Genomic DNA, 17,453 nt, shown 5'->3' with positions numbered 1-17,453 from the left:
TTTTATTCGCTCCTGATTTATTTGCTTATAAGAGTGGCGTTGTTGTTATGAGAAGCACGGTAAGCGTTAATCAGTTCGATGAAATGATCGAACAATGGCGCTGCATCGTGCGGGCCCGGGCTGGCTTCCGGGTGTCCCTGGAAACTGAACGCCGCTTTATCGGTGCGGTGAATGCCCTGAACGGTGTGGTCAAACAGCGATTTGTGCGTCACGCGCAGGTTCGCAGGCAGATTATTTTCATCTACCGCAAAGCCGTGGTTCTGCGCCGTAATCATCACTACGTTGTTATCGATATCTTTAACCGGGTGGTTACCGCCGTGGTGGCCGAGTTTCATCTTCAGCGTTTTCGCGCCGCTGGCCAGCGCCAGTAACTGATGACCGAGGCAGATGCCGAACACCGGAATGTCGGTTTCGAGGAAAGCTTTAATCGCGGCGATGGCGTAATCGCAAGGCTCCGGGTCACCCGGGCCGTTGGACAGGAAGATGCCGTCCGGATTGAGTTTCAGCACGTCGGCCGCCGGAGTTTGCGCCGGAACCACCGTCAGGCGGCAACCGCGATCTACCAGCATACGCAGGATATTGCGTTTCGCGCCGTAGTCATAGGCCACAACGTGGAACGGTAATTCTTCATTTTTCCTGGCTTCAGGCAACTCACCTTCGAGCGTCCAGCTGCCTTGCTGCCAGCTGTAGGATTCCGCGGTGGTGACTTCTTTTGCCAGATCCATGCCTTTCAGCCCAGGGAATGCTTTGGCTTTTTGCAGCGCCAGTTGAGCATCCGGTGAATCGCCCGCGATGATGCAGCCATTTTGCGCACCTTTTTCACGAAGAAGGCGGGTCAGTTTACGGGTATCAATATCGGCGATGGCCACGATGTTATGGCGCTTAAGGTAATCAGAGAGGTTTTCTTCACTGCGGTAGTTGCTGGCAATCAGAGGTAAATCGCGAATGACCAGACCTTGAGCGTGTACTGCGGAGGATTCTTCATCAGCGGCATTGGTGCCGACATTACCGATATGGGGATAAGTGAGAGTGACAATTTGGCGGGAATAGGAAGGATCAGTGAGGATTTCTTGATAACCGGTCATCGACGTATTGAAGACCACTTCCCCCACTGCCGACCCTTCTGCCCCGATGGCCCGACCGTGGAATTGGGTTCCGTCTTCCAGAACCAATAGCGCTGACTTTATCAAAGCATCCTCCAAGAATAATAAATCACAATATCTGCATATTAATTCAGATAACGAGATCTAAATCAATGCAAAAATCGCTCCCAAAGCCAATTTTTGGCAAACGGCGGCATTTTAGAGAGGGCGATGGGGTTTGTCTACTAAAAGCACCAATATTTCTTTGTTTTTTGCACAACTCAGCGAAAAGCCTCTGTCACTGCCATAAAAACATAGCTCAAGTCAGTATAGTAACCGTTTGCGGAAGGGGATGTCTGGAAAAGGGTGATGTAAACGAGATTATTACAAACCGGAGGAGTTGCATTGTTTAAAAAGCATACATCAGGATGGGGTATTAAGCATGAATATTTATAGAAATGGCAATCACGAAGAAAATTACAGTCAGAATCGATATTTTAGAATAAAAAAGAGAAGGGCAATCAAGGAACTGCCCTTTTATCAAAACATTATGACCAAAACAACCACATCACATCTAAATCAAATTCTATAAATCATCTAACCCAAGCACATCCCGCATGTCATAAAGGCCATTTTTATGCGAGGAAAGCCACTTTCCTGCACGAACTGCGCCATTTGCGAATGTCATGCGGCTGGAAGCCTTGTGCGTAATCTCTACGCGCTCACCGATATCTGCAAACATCGCGGTGTGTTCACCGACAATATCCCCGGCGCGGATGGTCGCAAAACCAATGCTTTTCGGATCACGTTCGCCGGTATGTCCTTCGCGGGCATACACTGCGCAGTCTTTCAGATCACGGCCCAGCGCATCAGCAATCGCCTCGCCCATCGCCAGCGCGGTGCCGGAAGGCGCATCCACTTTGTGGCGGTGATGCGCTTCCACAATTTCGATATCCGTATAATCGCCCATTACCTTTGCGGCTTTTTCCAGTAACTTGAGCACGACGTTGACGCCCACGCTAAAGTTAGCGGCAAAAACCACAGGAATGCTCTCTGAAGCCTGTTTAATTGCGGCCTTACCGGCGTCATCGAAGCCCGTAGTGCCAATAATCATACCTTTATGGTGTTTCTGGCAAAAAGCCAGGTGCGCCAGCGTGCCTTCCGGGCGGGTGAAGTCGATCAGAATATCGAAGTCATTCGCCACCGCATCGAGGTCATCATTCACCCGGATACCGGATGTACCGGTTCCCGCCAGTTCGCCCGCATCGGCTCCGACCAGGGAAGAACCCGGACGTTCCAGCGCCGCGCCCAATACCACGCCGTCAGTATCAGTGACGGCCTGAATCAGTTGCCGGCCCATACGACCGCCTGCGCCAACGATAGCCATGCGAATATCAGCGTTACTCATAATTACTACTCTCTTCTTATAGTCGTTCTGCCGTGAAACAGAATCAGGTTATCGACCCTGCGATCCAGGAGCCAGAGAAATTGCCTCATAATTAGAAAATTATGATATAGGTCCGTTAACATCAGTAAAAGCCATCTGTTTTCAGGTTACGCAATCTAAGATTTTGTGTTAAACGGTTCGTAAAAGCGGAACTGATTGAGAAATGCGCCTTAAAATTTTTCATCCGGGCACTTCGCATAATCATTCACTTTAGTGCATAAACGTCTGACATCAGTTCTGCATCTAATGCCGCACCCTATCCGGCGTTCATGAGAACTCAATGAACTCCCTTCTTTATTACCGCATTCCTGCGCCGCGGGAATAGTCCACGTTAGCAATAATCACCACTGTATCTCCCCGCCACGTAAGACAAATAAAAGAACAAACACGCTATTTCTTAGATCTGAAACATTAAATTTTTATTATATGTGATGAAATAATATTGATAAAATCAATGATTGTGATAATAAATAGCCACCTAATTTTAACCTCCTAAATTTGATTTTAGGATCGCTAAAATAAGTAGCCTGGACCCATGAGGCGCGTCTTCACCCTGACCAGACAGTTACCGGTAAGGGGAAATAATAAAAATACATCGCCAGTTCACATACCGGTTCTTCCGGGTAAGTATATTGGCGCAGGGACTTAACATGAAATTCAAACTAAACAAAGTCACGCAAGTGGCGACCGCTGGCCTGTTGTTCGGTCTGGCTTCCTTTGCTTCACACGCAGAAATCACCCTGATTAAACAAGACCCACAGCCTAACGATCCGCTGAGCCGTCTGCAATTCCAGGTTGGCGGGAGTATTCGTCCACAGTTCCAGTTCCAGAACGGCGTCAAAAACTATAAAACCAACGGTTTTGACGGCGGTACTCGTTTCCGTTTCTCCACTGACTACTATCTGTTTGATGACATCAGCTGGATTAACTATTACGAGCTGGGTGTGAATATTCCTGCGCTGACTGGCTGGGATAATCACTACGCTGCCGGCGCGCATAACACCACCCGTCGTATGCTGTACACCGGTCTGAAAAGCAAAACCTACGGTCAGCTGACTTTCGGCCAGCAAAACAGCGTTTATTATGATGTTGTGGGTGCGAAAACCGATATCTGGGACTACGACATGCTCGCTCAGGCACCAGGCAACGGTGTTAACGGCGACTACGACGGTTCTTACCGTTCACGTAAGATGCTGAAATACAAAAATACCTTCGGCGATGCTGATGTGTATGCCTCTTACCTGTTCTCAGATAACGATCTGCTGACCGGTAAAAACAGCCTGCGTTATAAACGTAATGGCGGCGGTTCTGTGGGTGTGGATTACCACATCACCAAAGAACTGACATGGGGTACTGCGTACAACTACACCGACGCAGAAATGAAAAATCCAAATAACAACACCTCCAAAGACTACAATCAGAGCATCGTTGGTACCGCTCTGAGCTGGAAACCAGGCAACTGGACAGCGTCCTTCGGTGGCGGTTATTACCATGACTTCCTGACCACCGGCCTGAAAACCGAAGATCACTTCTTCGCAGGCGATGCATACGGTCTGGAATACTTCCTGGGTTACGCTTTCCCAATCAACCAGTTCGCTGTGAAAACCATTCAGCCATACTTCATGGGTGACCGTCTGACCTATGTGACTGGCCGCAATTATCAGCGTATCGATAACGGTCTGGGTGTGTCCTTCCAGCTCGATTACGGCTTCCGTGTTGATTACGAACATGTGTTCACGTCTTCTACCGATAACCTCGGCGACATGAACCTGATCCGTCTGAGATACGACTTCTAAGCCTTAACGATTGAACTTCAGGGGCCAGCTTTACGTCTTATTGACGGGCTGGCCCTTTCTTTTTACACCATTCTTAATCCCTGCGGGCAAAGCCAGACTAGACTGAATACAGACAGTTTTTCGCTATATCCACTTTGCAGCCAGCAGGAGAGCTTTGCGATGTCAGCATTTTTCCGGTCCGACATAACTGCCGTAGGCGACTATCGAGCCGAATTGGGTGAAACTCCCGTCTGGTGCCAGCGCACCCAGTCATTATTGTGGGTCGATATCCTGGCTCAGCGCGTATTACGTTACTGGCCAGCTTCCGGCCAGACTGAAATTCACGAACTCCCCTCCCTGACCAGCGGCGTATTGTTAACGCAAAAGCGTAACGTCTTTTTGCTGATTTCTCAGGACGGCGTTCACCTCTACGATTACGAATCTCAAACCCGGCAGAAACTCTGCGATTATCCCGGCGCGGAAGGAACGCGCCCCAACGAAGCCGCTGTCGCACCTGATGGCTCACTTTGGTTTGGCACGCTCGATATAAAAGAAGAGAAGGACAATGGGGAATGGTTCCGCTATGAAGCGGGGTCCGAAAAGCCAGAAATGATGCTCGACGGGGTGGGTTGTACCAATACACTGGTCTGGTATGAAGGCAAAGTCTGGTTCGCCGACAGCAAGAAAAAACGTTTCTTCTCGGCCAATGCCCGCCGGATAAATCCGCTGAAAATATCCTGCTTCTCTTCGGGCGATAAAACCCCGGATGGCTCAGCGCTGGCACAAAATGGCTGGCTGATCACCGCCTGCTGGGGATCGAAATGCCTGTTGCGCCAGCAAATTAATCAGGGCGAACTGCTGACGCTGGACACCCTGCCCGTGCCCGTCACGCAGCCTAGTTGCTGCACTTTTGGTGGCCCGGATATGACCGAGATATTTATCACGTCGGCACGTAAAAACCTTAATGCCCCTCACGCGCTGGAAGGAGCGCTGCTGCACGCTAAAACAGCGACCGTTGGCGCGCCGCAGAATCTTTTCAGACTCGAAAACCCGTAACGGGTGTCAAAAAAGACGTAAAAAAAACCGGCCACGTGAGCCGGTTTTTTAATTTTATGCGTTTCATCAGTCGATCTGACGCACATCAACACGCAACTCTTTCGGCACTTCGAAGACAATATTTTCTTCACGCCCTTCGATATTAATCACATCGAGGCCACCAAATGCTTTCAGCTTGCTGATCACGTCCTGTACCAAAATATCCGGTGCCGAAGCGCCAGCTGTCACGCCAATGCTTTTCGCATTTTTGAGCCAGCTTTCCTGAATATCTGCCGCAGAGTCGATCAGATAGGAAGGCACACCGACGCGCTGTGCCAGTTCCGCCAGACGGTTGGAGTTGGAAGAGTTCTTCGACCCGACCACCAGCACGACATCCGCGCCATCAGCCAGCGTACGCACGGCTTCCTGACGGTTAGTTGTCGCATAGCAAATATCGTCTTTACGCGGCCCGATAATCTTTGGGAAACGCTCGCGCAGCGCATCAATCACCGCAGATGTATCATCAACAGAAAGCGTAGTTTGTGTCATAAAACACAGGTTATTTTCGTCTTTCACCTGCAATTTATAGACATCTTCCGGCGCCTCGACCAGATACATTCCCCCGTTCGGGTTGCTGTACTGGCCCATTGTGCCTTCCACTTCCGGGTGACCGGCATGACCAATCAGAATCGCTTCCGTACCCTTACGGCTGGCACGCGCGACTTCCATATGGACTTTAGTCACGAGGGGACAAGTGGCGTCAAACAACATGGTCAGATCACGCGCTTTCGCTTCAGCACGGACGGCCTGAGACACACCGTGCGCGGAGAAAATCAGAATCGAGCCATCGGGCACTTCGCTGATTTGCTCGATAAAAATCGCACCGCGCTGACGCAGACTGTCAACCACATAGCGGTTGTGTACGACTTCATGACGAACGTAAATCGGCGCGCCGTAAATTTCCAGCGCGCGTTCTACGATGCTGATTGCACGGTCAACGCCCGCACAAAATCCTCGCGGATTAGCCAGCAATATCTGCATGCTTCTCCTCCAGTTGCGGATCAATTTCCAGCACTTCAATATCGAAGTCGATATGCTGGCCCGCCAGCGGATGGTTGAAATCTACAGTGATAGAATCTTCCGTCACCTCACGCACCACGCCCGGCATTTCGCTGCCGTCACGCCCGGAAAACAGCATAATCGTGCCGACATCCGGCACGCCTGTTTCCTGGAAATCACGGCGCGAAAAGAACTGAACCAGGTCGGGGCTTTTGCCGCCAAACGCCGATTCAGGTGCAAGGGTAAAGGCGCGTTTATCGCCCACCGTCAGGCCTAACAGCTGATTCTCCAGCGCGTCAGACAAGCTGCCATCGCCAAGGCGAAACAGCGCGGGTTTCCCATTAGCGCGGGTTGATTCTGCCGTCGAACCGTCTTCCAGTTTCAACGTAAAATGCACCAGCACGGCGCTGTCATGTTTCACCTGTTGAGACATCATACTTATCCTTTGCTCTTTTCCGCTTCTGTAGGTTTTGCCAGAAAACCTTCCAGCACGACCAGCGCTGCACCGACGCAAATAAAGCTGTCAGCCAGATTGAACGTCGCGAAATGCCAGTTGCCGACATAGAAGTCGATAAAGTCGACCACGAAACCGTGATACAGGCGGTCGAACAAATTACCTAACGCCCCGCCGATAATCATCGCAAACGCGATGTTATTGAGTTTTTGCTTCGCGGTACCGCGGTACATCAGTACCACCAGCGCCAAGACGATTGCCAGTGCAATCACAGCAAAGAACCAGCGCTGCCAGCCGCCTTTATCTGCCAGGAAGCTAAACGCTGCCCCGTGGTTTTGCGCATAGAACAGGTTTAAATACGGGATCAGCGGCATGGATTCGCCAAGCTGGAAGTTCCCCATGATGAGGAACTTACTGCCCAGATCCACGATGATGACCACGACCGCCAGCCAGAGCCAGCGGAGTCCGGTGGAACAGATCGATTTACTCATTATGCAAACTTACGCTCTTCGCCGTCGCCGGCAATGTTGGTCACACAGCGGCCACAGAGTTCGCTGTGTTCCGCGTTCTGGCCGACGTCAGTGGTGTAATGCCAGCAGCGCGGGCACTTGTCGCCTTCTGCTTTTGCCAGACCAATTTTCAGGCCTTTGAGCAATTCACTTGGCTGAGCGGATTCGTCAGCTTCTGACAGCGCAGCCACTTTAGCGCCGGAGGTCAGCAGCACGAAGCGCAGTTCATTGCCCAGTGAGCGCAGATCGGCCGCCAGAGCGTCATCGGCATACAGCGTGACTGCCGCTTCCAGCGAACCGCCCAGACGTTTATCGGCACGCGCCTGTTCAATCACTTTGTTCACTTCGCCACGAACTTTCAGCAGCTCATCCCAGAACGCATCGTTCATGGATTCGTTACCGGTCAGGCCAAACAGACCGTCAAACCATTCTTCGGTAAAGACAAATTTCTCACGCTGGCCCGGCAATTCAGCCCAGATTTCATCCGCTGTGAAGGACATGATCGGCGCCATCCAGCGAACCAGTGCTTCGCTGATGTAATACAACGCGGTCTGGCAGCTGCGACGTGCAACGCTGTCGCTTTTGGCGGTGTACTGGCGATCTTTGATGATATCCAGATAGAAAGAACCCATCTCGATGGAACAGAACTGCATCAGACGCTGAACCACACCGTGGAAATCATAGGCTTCATATGCGGCAATGATCTCTTCTTGTGCAGCTTTTGCGCGGCCAACGGCCCAGCGATCCAGAACGACCATGTCTTCCGGAGCCACGCTGTGCAGCGCCGGATCGAAACCGTTAAGGTTCGCCAGCAGGAAGCGCGCGGTGTTACGGATACGGCGGTAAGAATCCGCGGCACGTTTGAGGATTTCGTCGGACACGGCGATTTCACCGGTGTAATCCGTTGACGCGACCCACAGACGCAGGATGTCGCCACCAAGTTTGTTCATCACGTCCTGAGGCGCGATGGTGTTACCGATGGATTTGGACATTTTGCGACCCTGACCATCCACTGTGAAACCGTGCGTCAGAACTTGTTTGTAAGGCGCTTTGCCTTTCATGGCTGTCGAAATCATCAGTGAAGACATGAACCAGCCGCGATGCTGGTCGGAGCCTTCCAGATACAGATCCGGGGAATGGCCGCTGAACTCAGGACGCACATCTACAACAGAAGAATGCGTAGAACCGGAGTCGAACCACACGTCCAGCGTATCAGGCACTTTGACGTAATCGGCGGCGTCTGCACCCAAAATATCTTCAGGGTTCAGATCCCACCACGCCTGAATGCCGTCAACTTCAACGCGTTTTGCGACTTCTTCCATCAGCTCAAGGCTGCGCGGATGCAGTTGCTCAGTGTCTTTGTGAACAAACAGAGACATTGGTACGCCCCAGGTACGCTGACGGGAGATACACCAGTCAGGACGGTTAGCGACCATGTTTTCGATACGCGCCTGACCCCAGTCCGGGATCCACTGAACGCCTTTGATCTCTTCCAGTGACTGCTGACGCAGGCCTTTCTGATCCATGCTGATGAACCATTGCGGCGTGGCGCGGAAGATGATTGGCGTTTTGTGACGCCAGCAGCATGGGTAGCTGTGCGTGATTTTCTCAACGTGCAGCAATGCGCCTTTTTCACGCAGCAGTTCGACGATCAAATCATTGGCTTTAAAGACAAACTTGCCGTCCAGCGTCGGGTAAGTTCCCGGCAGGTAACAACCATTCGGGCCAACCGGGTTAGCCACTTCCAGACCGTATTTCTGGCCGATAACAAAGTCATCAGGACCGTGGCCCGGTGCGGTATGAACAGCACCCGTACCTGCGTCGAGCGTAACGTGATCGCCCAAAATAGCCGGAACATCGAAGCCCAGGAACGGGTGTTTGAAGCGCAGCAATTCAAGATCTGCACCTTTGCATTCGCCCAGCACAGACCATTCTGCGATACCGGCGCGTTTCATCACGCTTTCAACCAGATCGGTTGCCAGAATCAGACACTGGCCTTCCACCTGAACCAGCTGATAAGAGAATTCAGGATTCAGGGAAATTGCGCGGTTTGCAGGCATGGTCCACGGCGTGGTGGTCCAGATAACCAGAGAGATCGGGCCATTAAAGGAAGCCGCACCGAATTTCGCTGCCACAGCCGCTGCGTCAGTGGCGTTAAACATCACATCGATAGACGGGGACGTTTTGTCGTAATACTCAACTTCCGCTTCAGCCAGTGAAGAGCCGCAATCGGTACACCAGTGAACAGGTTTCGCACCTTTATGCAGGTGACCGTTACCGATGATTTTGCCCAGTGCACGGATGATGTTGGCTTCAGTTTTGAAGTCCATGGTCAAGTATGGGTGATCCCAGTCGCCCAACACGCCCAGACGGATGAAGTCTTTCTTCTGGCCTTCAACCTGTTCTGCGGCATATTTACGGCACGCTTCGCGGAACTCAGCCGCCGTCACTTTCTCACCCGGCTTGCCGATCAGTTGCTCAACTTTCAGCTCAATCGGCAGACCATGACAATCCCAGCCCGGAACATACGGCGCATCGAAGCCCGCAAGCCCTTTGGACTTGATAATCATGTCTTTAAGAATTTTGTTTACTGAGTGACCAATATGAATGCTGCCGTTCGCATACGGAGGGCCGTCATGCAAAATAAAGGTTTTTTTGCCTTTCTTGGCAGCACGAATAATCCCGTACAGATCCTGGTCATACCAATTTTTCAGCATGTCAGGTTCACGCTTGGCCAGATCGCCACGCATCGGGAACCCTGTTTCCGGCAAATTCAGGGTGTTCTTGTAGTCACTCATAGATTCTCGGTTCCGTTTTTCGGCTGGATTCCAGGCTTTGTTACACGCCTGTCAGTACATGTTTAGCGTGGTGTCTTTAACCCAAAGAATTCCCGGGCCGTCACCTCATCGTTCGCAATTTGTTGCTTCAAAGCATCAAGCGAGGAAAAACGCTGTTCGTTGCGCAATTTCGCGCGAAGCACCACGTCAATGTGGCGCCCGTATAGATCTAATGTGGTGTCGAGAAGGTGCACTTCCAACTGCTTGCGCACACCGCCGACCGTCGGGCGTATACCAATATTGGCTACGCCCGGCAAAGGCTCAGGCCCGAGGCCTAATACGTCCACAGCATAAACACCGCGCACGGGTGAAACCACGCGTTTGAGCGGCACGTTGGCCGTTGGGAAGCCGATGGTACGCCCCAGTTTGTCGCCGTGAACAACGCGGCCGGAGATACTGAACGGATGGCCCAGTAAATTTTCGGCCAGCGCCAGATCGTCATCGCGCAGCGCATCGCGAATTGCAGTGCTGCTGATACGATTGCCGCCTTCGCGGAAGGTTTGTGTGCTGATCACTTCAAAGCCATATTCTTCACCGGCTTTCTGTAACAGCTCAAAATCTCCCAGACGGCGCGCGCCAAAGCGGAAATCATCCCCGACAGTCAGGAATCTGACGCCCAGTTTCTCCACCAGCAATTTAGAGATAAATTCCTGAGCAATATGCGCTGCGAACCGGGGTTCGAAGCGTACGCATAACAGATAATCTACTCCGCACTCGGCCAGATACTTGGCTTTGTCACGCAAACTGGTCAGGCGCGCAGGTGCTTTATCACCGGCGAACAGTTCCAGCGGCTGTGGCTCAAAAATCATTACCATCACCGGCAGCCCCAGACGTTGACCTTCCAGCTTTAGCTGTTTGATCAGGGCCTGATGACCACGGTGTACACCATCAAAATTGCCAATAGTCAGCACACATCCATGATGACGTGCTCGAATATTGTGTATTCCGCGAATTAGCTCCATAGCTGGCTCAAATCCAATGCTGACTCATAAAGATGGAAATCGGCGGATTATACCTTGTACAGCCTCCAAGGTTAACCAGCGATTCACAGGATCACACCATTCTCCCTTGCATACGGCAGATATTGCGGTTCAAATGGACGAGTGGCGATGAAAATCTTTCGTTGCATACAGGGAATGCGTGACTTTTCGCATAAACAAGGCGTTAATGGCCGCAGTGGGCAGTTTGTACACTCTCCTGTCGATTTTTCTCGCGAAAGACTGTATTCCGATGCCGGAAGCTGTTAAAATCCTGCGCCATCACAACGTAACAAGCGACGATTAAAGTTTACGCTTAAAAGCGCCGCTTATTTGCACAAATCCGTTGACAAAAGAAGACCGAAAAGGCATATTCCTCGGCCTTTGAATTGTTCATCAATAGAAAAATATTTGGGAGTTGGCCTTGGCTAATATCAAATCAGCTAAGAAACGCGCCGTACAGTCAGAAAAACGCCGTAAGCACAACGCGAGCCGTCGTTCAATGATGCGTACCTTTATCAAAAAGGTACACGCGGCTATCGCAGCAGGCGACAAAACTGCTGCACAAAATGCATTTAACGAAATGCAACCAATTGTGGACCGTCAGTCTTGCAAAGGCCTGATCCACAAAAACAAAGCAGCGCGTCATAAGTCAAACCTGACTGCGCAAATCAACGCAATGCAATAATCGCATTACGCTGAAATGCTTTGATAAAAAAACCGGCCCAGGCCGGTTTTTTTATATCTGAAATTTGAGTCGTTTCCGTTTTCAGGTAAATAGCGCCGAAAAGTCAGTGTGACAAATCCGCTGTACCGAAGGATGCTGGATCATCCTTTCCGCAAAAATCACGTAATACTCTTCCATGATCCCTTCTACACGCCCGACCTCTTCAATTTTCTCATCCTGAAACTCCGTCAAGGAGTAGATAGCCGGTGCGACAAAAATGGCATCGTTGTTCATTCCGAATGCTTTCATCAGCGCCGCGTCATCGAATTCCCCGAGGATATTGACGTTCAGCCCCTGTGTCGTAAACCAGTTCAGCAATTTACGCCCTAACATCGAACGGCGGCCGGGAATAAGCAGTGGGCGTTGCTCAAGGCAGGCCGGAAAATCTACGCCATCCAGCGGCTTGCAACAAAAGAAGCTGATCGGGCTTTCGCCCAGTTTGACTGAAAATAGCCCTTCCTGCTGGGTAGAATCCACCGGACAATCGGACAAAATCATATCCAGCTTATGCAAACTTAGCTGTTCGAGCAGCATTTCGTGTGTCGATTCAAAACAGCGTAAATGAATTTGCGCATTTTCTGGTACGGCGGCTTCCAGCACACGGCTGACCAGACGTTTAGACAACGCATCCGCAACGCCTACATCAAACAGCAGGCTCGACTCTTTGCGGTAATTCACGATATCCAGCATTTCCTGACTCAGGGTGAACATTTTGTCCGCATAGCGATAGACCAGCTGACCCAGCTCGGAAGGTATCAGCCCGCGCCCTTGCCGCTTAAAAAGTTTACCGCCGAGCCTTTCTTCCAGTGATTTGATCTGGCCGGTGATTGTTTGCGGGGTGAGATACAACGCCTCGGCGGCTCCCACAACAGAACCTGATTTACACACGTGCCAAAAATAATACAAATGGTTGTAGTTAATATGAGGCATGGTTTCATCCTTTTCTGAAGCACGAGATTGCTATCAGGTTGCGCGACTCAGCGCGCAACCTGTCGGTCAATGTGTAACAACTTTCTTTGGCAAAGCACGGCTCAACAGCACATATCCAAGCAGTGCCGAAGCCACTGATCCCATCAGTATGCCCATTTTCGCGTAAGTCAGCAGTGCCGGATCCCGCAGGGCGAAAGCCAGTGAACCAATGAAAATCGACATGGTGAAACCAATGCCGCACAGCACGGAAACGGCTGAAATCTGGCCGAATGAAATCCCTGACGGTAAACGGGTGATGCCCAATTTAAGCGCCACGCTGCTGAACAACATGATGCCCAGCGGTTTACCCAGCAATAAGCCGGCCGCAATCCCCATTGGCAGCAGGGAAAATGCGCCGGAAGCCGTCACGCCCTGCAAAGAAATCCCCGCATTCGCAAAAGCAAAAATGGGCAAAATAAACCAGGCAACGTACGGATGAATTCCGTGCTCCAGGCGGCGTGCCGGTGAAGCCTTATTTTTTTTAGTATTCAGCGGGATCAGAAACCCGAGAACCACGCCCGCCAATGTCGCATGGATACCTGATTTCAGAACGCATACCCAGAAAATTGCACCAATCAGCAGGTAAGGCGTCAGTTTAGTGACCCCGCGCCAGTTAAGGCAGGCCAGCGCGGCGACGCAGACTGCCGACAATCCCAGCGCCATCATCGAAATATCGTGGCTGTAGAACAGCGCGATAATCACGATGGCACCCAGATCATCAATGATGGCCAGCGCCAGCAGGAAAACTTTCAGCCCGGTCGGTACACGTGATCCCAACAGCGCCATAACCCCCAGCGCAAAAGCGATATCCGTTGCAGCCGGGATTGCCCAGCCCTGACGTGCAATTTCGTCATTGCCGTTGAACAGCAGATAAATCAGCGCCGGAACGATCATACCGCCCAGCGCGGCGATAGCCGGGAACAGCGCCTGCTCGCGATTGGCCAGTGCGCCTTCACACATCTCCCGCTTAACTTCCAGACCAATCATCAGGAAAAACACCGCCATCAGGCCGTCGTTAATCCACAGCAAAAGCGGTTTGTCGATCAGCAATTCAGAGAAGCGCAGCGTGACCGGAATATCTAAAAACGCCTGATAAGCGCCCTGCAACGGGCTGTTTGCCATAACCAGTGCCACAACGGCGGCAATGATGAGCACAATTCCGCCCGCAGCTTCCATACGCAAAAAACGACGAATTAAATTCGACATTCTGACTCTCCTGTTAATTAAGCGTGGCTAAAAACGGGACGCCACAATGGGATGCGCGAATTGTACGCAGTGATTCACTTCGTAAAAACTCGTTTATTTCTGGAGTATACCTCGGTTTTTACGAATTATTTATTGGCCGCTTTCACCGTTTTTTTAAAAAAATCCCATAAAAAAATCCCCGGCGCGAATTGCTGCCGGGGATTTGTCTGGACTATACCGTTCCTGTTTGCAGGAACCGATTAACGTGTCAGATCATCGAAAAACTTTTTCACGCCGTCCAGAAAGCTTTTAGAGCGCGGGCTATTTTTTTCGCCCGATACGCCACCAAAGCTTTCTTCCAGATCACGCAGCAATTGTTTTTGCTTTTCGCTCAGGCTGACCGGTGTTTCGACTACAACACGGCACATTAAGTCGCCCTGCGCGCCGCCACGTACGGATTTCACACCGCGTCCGCGCATACGGAACATCTTGCCGGTTTGCGTTTCGGCTGGGATCTTCAGGCTCACGCGACCATCAAGCGTAGGAACCTCAATTTCGCCACCCAGTGCAGCCATCGCAAAGTTGATTGGCACTTCGCAGTACAGGTTGTTGCCTTCGCGCTCAAAAATTTTGTGCGCTTTGACCTGAACCTGAACGTACAGATCGCCTGACGGTGCGCCATGCTCACCCGCTTCGCCCTCACCTTCCAGACGAATACGGTCACCGGTGTCTACACCTGCAGGAATTTTCACGGACAGCGTTTTCGAACGTTCTACGCGGCCATGACCGTGACATTTGTTGCACGGATCTTTGATAACTTTACCGCGCCCCTGACAGGTCGGACACGCCTGTTGCACAGTAAAGAAGCCCTGACGCATCTGCACCTGGCCCGCACCGTGACAGGTTGGACAGGTCGTTGGTGAGCTACCCGCTTTCGCGCCGCTGCCGTGGCAAACGTCACATTCATCCAATGTCGGGATGCGGATTTCTTTGGTGACACCACGAACGGCCTCTTCCAGAGTCAGATCCATGTTGTAACGCAGATCTGAACCCCGGCTGGCACGCTGACGGCGACCGCCGCCAAAGATGTCGCCAAAGACGTCACCAAAGATGTCGCTGAAATCTGCACCGCCGCCGCCGTAACCACCGCCACCGCCCATGCCGCCCTGTTCAAAGGCTGCATGACCATACTGGTCATAGGCCGCACGCTTTTGCGCATCGGTCAGAATTTCGTAAGCTTCTTTAATTTCTTTAAATTTGCTTTCAGACTCTTTATCGCCCTGATTACGGTCAGGGTGATGCTTCATTGCCAGGCGCTTGTAGGCCTTTTTGATTTCGCGCTCATCGGCCGTTTTAGAAACGCCCAACAGCTCGTAATAATCTTGCTTCGCCATGCTTTTTCCTGCCCTCAACATGCGTGCACGGGCGTAGAGTTTCCTCGACGCCCGTGCTGGTTTTCAGTAATGAACTCTTACTGTGCCCGCTAAAGGGCGATTATTTCTTGTCTTTAACTTCTTCGAATTCAGCATCAACAACGTCGTCATCTTTCTTCGCGCTGTCATCGCTGCCTTCGGTCTGGCCTTGCTGCTGAGCCATTTCCATCAGTTTGCCGGAAACCTGAACCAGCGCCTGGATTTTCGCTTCGATATCAGCCTTGTCTTCACCTTTAGCAGAAACTTCCAGTGCTTTCAGGGCTTCTTCAACCGCAGTTTTGTCTTCAGCTGGCAGTTTGTCGCCGGCTTCTTCCAGTTGCTTACGGGTTCCGTGGATCAGGTGGTCCGCCTGGTTGCGGGTCTGAACCAGTTCTTCAAACTTACGGTCGGCTTCAGCATTCGCTTCAGCATCGTTGACCATTTGCTGGATCTCTTCTTCCGTCAGACCAGAAGATGCCTTGATGGTGATCTTCTGCTCACGGCCGGTATTTTTGTCTTTCGCAGACACATGCAGGATACCGTCGGCGTCAAGGTCGAAGGTCACTTCGATCTGTGCCTGACCGCGTGGCGCTGCCTGAATACCGTCCAGGTTGAACTGACCCAGAGATTTGTTATCACTTGAACGTTTACGCTCACCCTGCAACACATGGATGGTTACTGCAGACTGGTTGTCTTCCGCAGTAGAGAACACCTGGCTGTGTTTTGTCGGGATAGTGGTGTTTTTGGTGATGAGCGGAGTCATCACGCTGCCCATGGTTTCGATACCCAGAGACAACGGAGTCACGTCCAGTAACAGAACGTCTTTAACATCACCTGCCAGCACACCACCCTGAACTGCTGCACCGATTGCCACAGCTTCGTCCGGGTTCACGTCTTTACGTGGTTCTTTACCAAAGAATTCAGCAACTTTCTTCTGAACCATTGGCATACGCGTCTGACCACCGACCAGGATCACGTCCTGAACGTCAGATACAGACAGACCTGCGTCTTTCAGAGCCACTTTCAGTGGTTCAATACAACGGTTAACCAGGTCTTCCACCAAAGATTCCAGTTTTGCACGGGTCACTTTGATGTTCATGTGTTTTGGACCGGTTGCATCCGCAGTGATATACGGCAGGTTAACGTCGGTCTGCTGAGCAGAAGACAGTTCAATCTTCGCTTTTTCAGCCGCTTCTTTCAGACGTTGCATTGCCAGCGGATCATTACGCAGATCCATACCTTGTTCTTTCTTGAACTCTTCAACCAGATAGTTGATCAGACGGCTGTCGAAGTCTTCACCACCGAGGTGAGTATCACCGTTGGTTGCCAGAACTTCGAAGGTTTTTTCACCGTCAACTTCGTCGATTTCGATAATTGAGATATCGAAAGTACCACCACCGAGGTCGTATACCGCGATAGTGCGGTTACCAACTTCACGATCCAGGCCGTAAGCCAGTGCCGCTGCGGTCGGTTCGTTGATGATACGTTTGACTTCCAGACCTGCGATACGGCCGGCGTCTTTCGTTGCCTGACGCTGAGCATCGTTGAAGTATGCAGGTACAGTGATAACAGCTTCAGTTACTGGTTCGCCCAGATAATCTTCAGCAGTTTTCTTCATTTTCTTCAACACTTCAGCAGAGATCTGCGGAGGTGCAATTTTCTGACCTTTAATGTCGATCCAAGCGTCGCCGTTGTCGGAGCCTACGATCTGGTAAGGCATGATGCCTTTATCGCGTTGTACTTCTTCATCCTGGAAGCGACGGCCAATCAGGCGTTTGATCGCAAACAAGGTGTTCTGCGGGTTGGTCACTGCCTGACGTTTAGCCGGAGAACCTACCAGAGTCTCGCCATCTGCCGCATAAGCGATGATGGAAGGAGTGGTGCGGTCGCCTTCAGCATTCTCCAGTACACGAGCAGTCGTGCCATCCATGATAGCTACACAAGAGTTGGTGGTGCCCAGGTCGATCCCAATAATTTTACCCATC

Annotated in this window: 14 protein-coding genes; 3 read left to right on the top strand and 11 right to left on the bottom strand. The window is 51.4% G+C overall.

Translation table 11 applies throughout. The annotated features are described in order from the left end of the window. Window positions 1-17 precede the first annotated feature (17 nt). Together carA and dapB are read right to left on the bottom strand one after the other, a co-directional pair. Window positions 18-1,190: a glutamine-hydrolyzing carbamoyl-phosphate synthase small subunit gene (gene carA, locus GW579_RS10450; RefSeq protein WP_165058968.1), complete on the bottom strand. Its 1,173-nt coding sequence runs from the start codon at window positions 1,188-1,190 to the stop codon at window positions 18-20. Window positions 1,191-1,668: 478 nt separating this feature from the next. Further along, window positions 1,669-2,490, bottom strand: coding sequence for a 4-hydroxy-tetrahydrodipicolinate reductase (gene dapB, locus GW579_RS10445; protein WP_152325171.1), 822 nt, complete (start codon window positions 2,488-2,490; stop codon window positions 1,669-1,671). A 689-nt stretch (window positions 2,491-3,179) separates the two neighbouring features. Here dapB and GW579_RS10440 point away from each other — a divergent pair. Continuing rightward, window positions 3,180-4,325 (top strand): porin, encoded by a 1,146-nt coding sequence (locus GW579_RS10440; RefSeq protein WP_152325172.1) that lies wholly within the window; start codon window positions 3,180-3,182, stop codon window positions 4,323-4,325. Between the two features lie 159 nt (window positions 4,326-4,484). Then, window positions 4,485-5,360 carry an SMP-30/gluconolactonase/LRE family protein gene (locus GW579_RS10435; RefSeq protein WP_165058966.1) on the top strand — a complete coding sequence of 292 codons (876 nt, stop codon included), beginning with the start codon at window positions 4,485-4,487 and terminating at the stop codon, window positions 5,358-5,360. Between the two features lie 66 nt (window positions 5,361-5,426). On the opposite strand, the gene ispH is transcribed toward GW579_RS10435, so the two are convergent. The 5 genes from ispH to ribF all read right to left on the bottom strand — a co-directional run bounded on the left by ispH (window position 5,427) and on the right by ribF (window position 11,160). After that, the gene (gene ispH / locus GW579_RS10430; RefSeq protein WP_152325174.1) at window positions 5,427-6,380 is read right to left on the bottom strand and encodes a 4-hydroxy-3-methylbut-2-enyl diphosphate reductase; all 954 of its coding nucleotides are present in this window, start codon (window positions 6,378-6,380) and stop codon (window positions 5,427-5,429) included. Continuing rightward, on the bottom strand, window positions 6,361-6,831 hold the full coding sequence (gene fkpB, locus GW579_RS10425) for an FKBP-type peptidyl-prolyl cis-trans isomerase (RefSeq protein WP_165059691.1): 471 nt from the start codon (window positions 6,829-6,831) through the stop codon (window positions 6,361-6,363). The genes ispH and fkpB overlap by 20 nt, the downstream gene beginning before the upstream one ends. A gap of 5 nt (window positions 6,832-6,836) precedes the next feature. Further along, window positions 6,837-7,343, bottom strand: a complete 507-nt coding sequence (gene lspA / locus GW579_RS10420) for a signal peptidase II (protein WP_165058964.1) — start codon at window positions 7,341-7,343, stop codon at window positions 6,837-6,839. Next, complete coding sequence (gene ileS / locus GW579_RS10415) at window positions 7,343-10,159, bottom strand: isoleucine--tRNA ligase (RefSeq protein ID WP_165058963.1); 2,817 nt, start codon at window positions 10,157-10,159, stop codon at window positions 7,343-7,345. The genes lspA and ileS overlap by 1 nt, the downstream gene beginning before the upstream one ends. A 62-nt stretch (window positions 10,160-10,221) precedes the next feature. Continuing rightward, window positions 10,222-11,160 (bottom strand): bifunctional riboflavin kinase/FAD synthetase, encoded by a 939-nt coding sequence (ribF, locus tag GW579_RS10410; RefSeq protein ID WP_165058962.1) that lies wholly within the window; start codon window positions 11,158-11,160, stop codon window positions 10,222-10,224. A gap of 439 nt (window positions 11,161-11,599) precedes the next feature. On the opposite strand from ribF, the gene rpsT reads away from it, so the two are divergent. Next, complete coding sequence (gene rpsT / locus GW579_RS10405; RefSeq protein ID WP_104923385.1) at window positions 11,600-11,863, top strand: 30S ribosomal protein S20; 264 nt, start codon at window positions 11,600-11,602, stop codon at window positions 11,861-11,863. A gap of 81 nt (window positions 11,864-11,944) precedes the next feature. Here rpsT and nhaR read toward each other — a convergent pair whose 3' ends face one another. The 4 genes from nhaR to dnaK form a co-directional block, all read right to left on the bottom strand. After that, window positions 11,945-12,832 carry a transcriptional activator NhaR gene (nhaR, locus tag GW579_RS10400; RefSeq protein ID WP_165058960.1) on the bottom strand — a complete coding sequence of 296 codons (888 nt, stop codon included), beginning with the start codon at window positions 12,830-12,832 and terminating at the stop codon, window positions 11,945-11,947. Window positions 12,833-12,898: 66 nt separating this feature from the next. Beyond that, on the bottom strand, window positions 12,899-14,077 hold the full coding sequence (gene nhaA / locus GW579_RS10395) for a Na+/H+ antiporter NhaA (protein WP_165058958.1): 1,179 nt from the start codon (window positions 14,075-14,077) through the stop codon (window positions 12,899-12,901). A gap of 239 nt (window positions 14,078-14,316) precedes the next feature. Beyond that, on the bottom strand, window positions 14,317-15,450 hold the full coding sequence (gene dnaJ / locus GW579_RS10390; protein WP_165058956.1) for a molecular chaperone DnaJ: 1,134 nt from the start codon (window positions 15,448-15,450) through the stop codon (window positions 14,317-14,319). Window positions 15,451-15,550: 100 nt separating this feature from the next. Continuing rightward, window positions 15,551-17,452: a molecular chaperone DnaK gene (gene dnaK / locus GW579_RS10385; protein WP_152325180.1), complete on the bottom strand. Its 1,902-nt coding sequence runs from the start codon at window positions 17,450-17,452 to the stop codon at window positions 15,551-15,553. Between the last annotated feature and the right edge of the window lies 1 nt (window position 17,453).

The sequence above is a fragment of the Rahnella contaminans genome (assembly GCF_011065485.1).
GTDB lineage: Bacteria > Pseudomonadota > Gammaproteobacteria > Enterobacterales > Enterobacteriaceae > Rahnella > Rahnella contaminans.
The sequence above is the reverse complement of the archived record's forward strand: the minus strand, read 5'-3'. Positions and strand labels throughout refer to the sequence as shown.

Coding starts and splice junctions, on each gene's coding strand:
- nhaA (WP_165058958.1), bottom strand. CDS start 14,077: ATGTCGAATTTAATTCGTCGTTTTTTGCGTATGGAAGCTGCGGGCGGA.
- dnaJ (WP_165058956.1), bottom strand. CDS start 15,450: ATGGCGAAGCAAGATTATTACGAGCTGTTGGGCGTTTCTAAAACGGCC.
- GW579_RS10435 (WP_165058966.1), top strand. CDS start 4,485: ATGTCAGCATTTTTCCGGTCCGACATAACTGCCGTAGGCGACTATCGA.
- ileS (WP_165058963.1), bottom strand. CDS start 10,159: ATGAGTGACTACAAGAACACCCTGAATTTGCCGGAAACAGGGTTCCCG.
- ispH (WP_152325174.1), bottom strand. CDS start 6,380: ATGCAGATATTGCTGGCTAATCCGCGAGGATTTTGTGCGGGCGTTGAC.
- dnaK (WP_152325180.1), bottom strand. CDS start 17,452: ATGGGTAAAATTATTGGGATCGACCTGGGCACCACCAACTCTTGTGTA.
- dapB (WP_152325171.1), bottom strand. CDS start 2,490: ATGAGTAACGCTGATATTCGCATGGCTATCGTTGGCGCAGGCGGTCGT.
- GW579_RS10440 (WP_152325172.1), top strand. CDS start 3,180: ATGAAATTCAAACTAAACAAAGTCACGCAAGTGGCGACCGCTGGCCTG.
- nhaR (WP_165058960.1), bottom strand. CDS start 12,832: ATGCCTCATATTAACTACAACCATTTGTATTATTTTTGGCACGTGTGT.
- lspA (WP_165058964.1), bottom strand. CDS start 7,343: ATGAGTAAATCGATCTGTTCCACCGGACTCCGCTGGCTCTGGCTGGCG.
- ribF (WP_165058962.1), bottom strand. CDS start 11,160: ATGGAGCTAATTCGCGGAATACACAATATTCGAGCACGTCATCATGGA.
- fkpB (WP_165059691.1), bottom strand. CDS start 6,831: ATGTCTCAACAGGTGAAACATGACAGCGCCGTGCTGGTGCATTTTACG.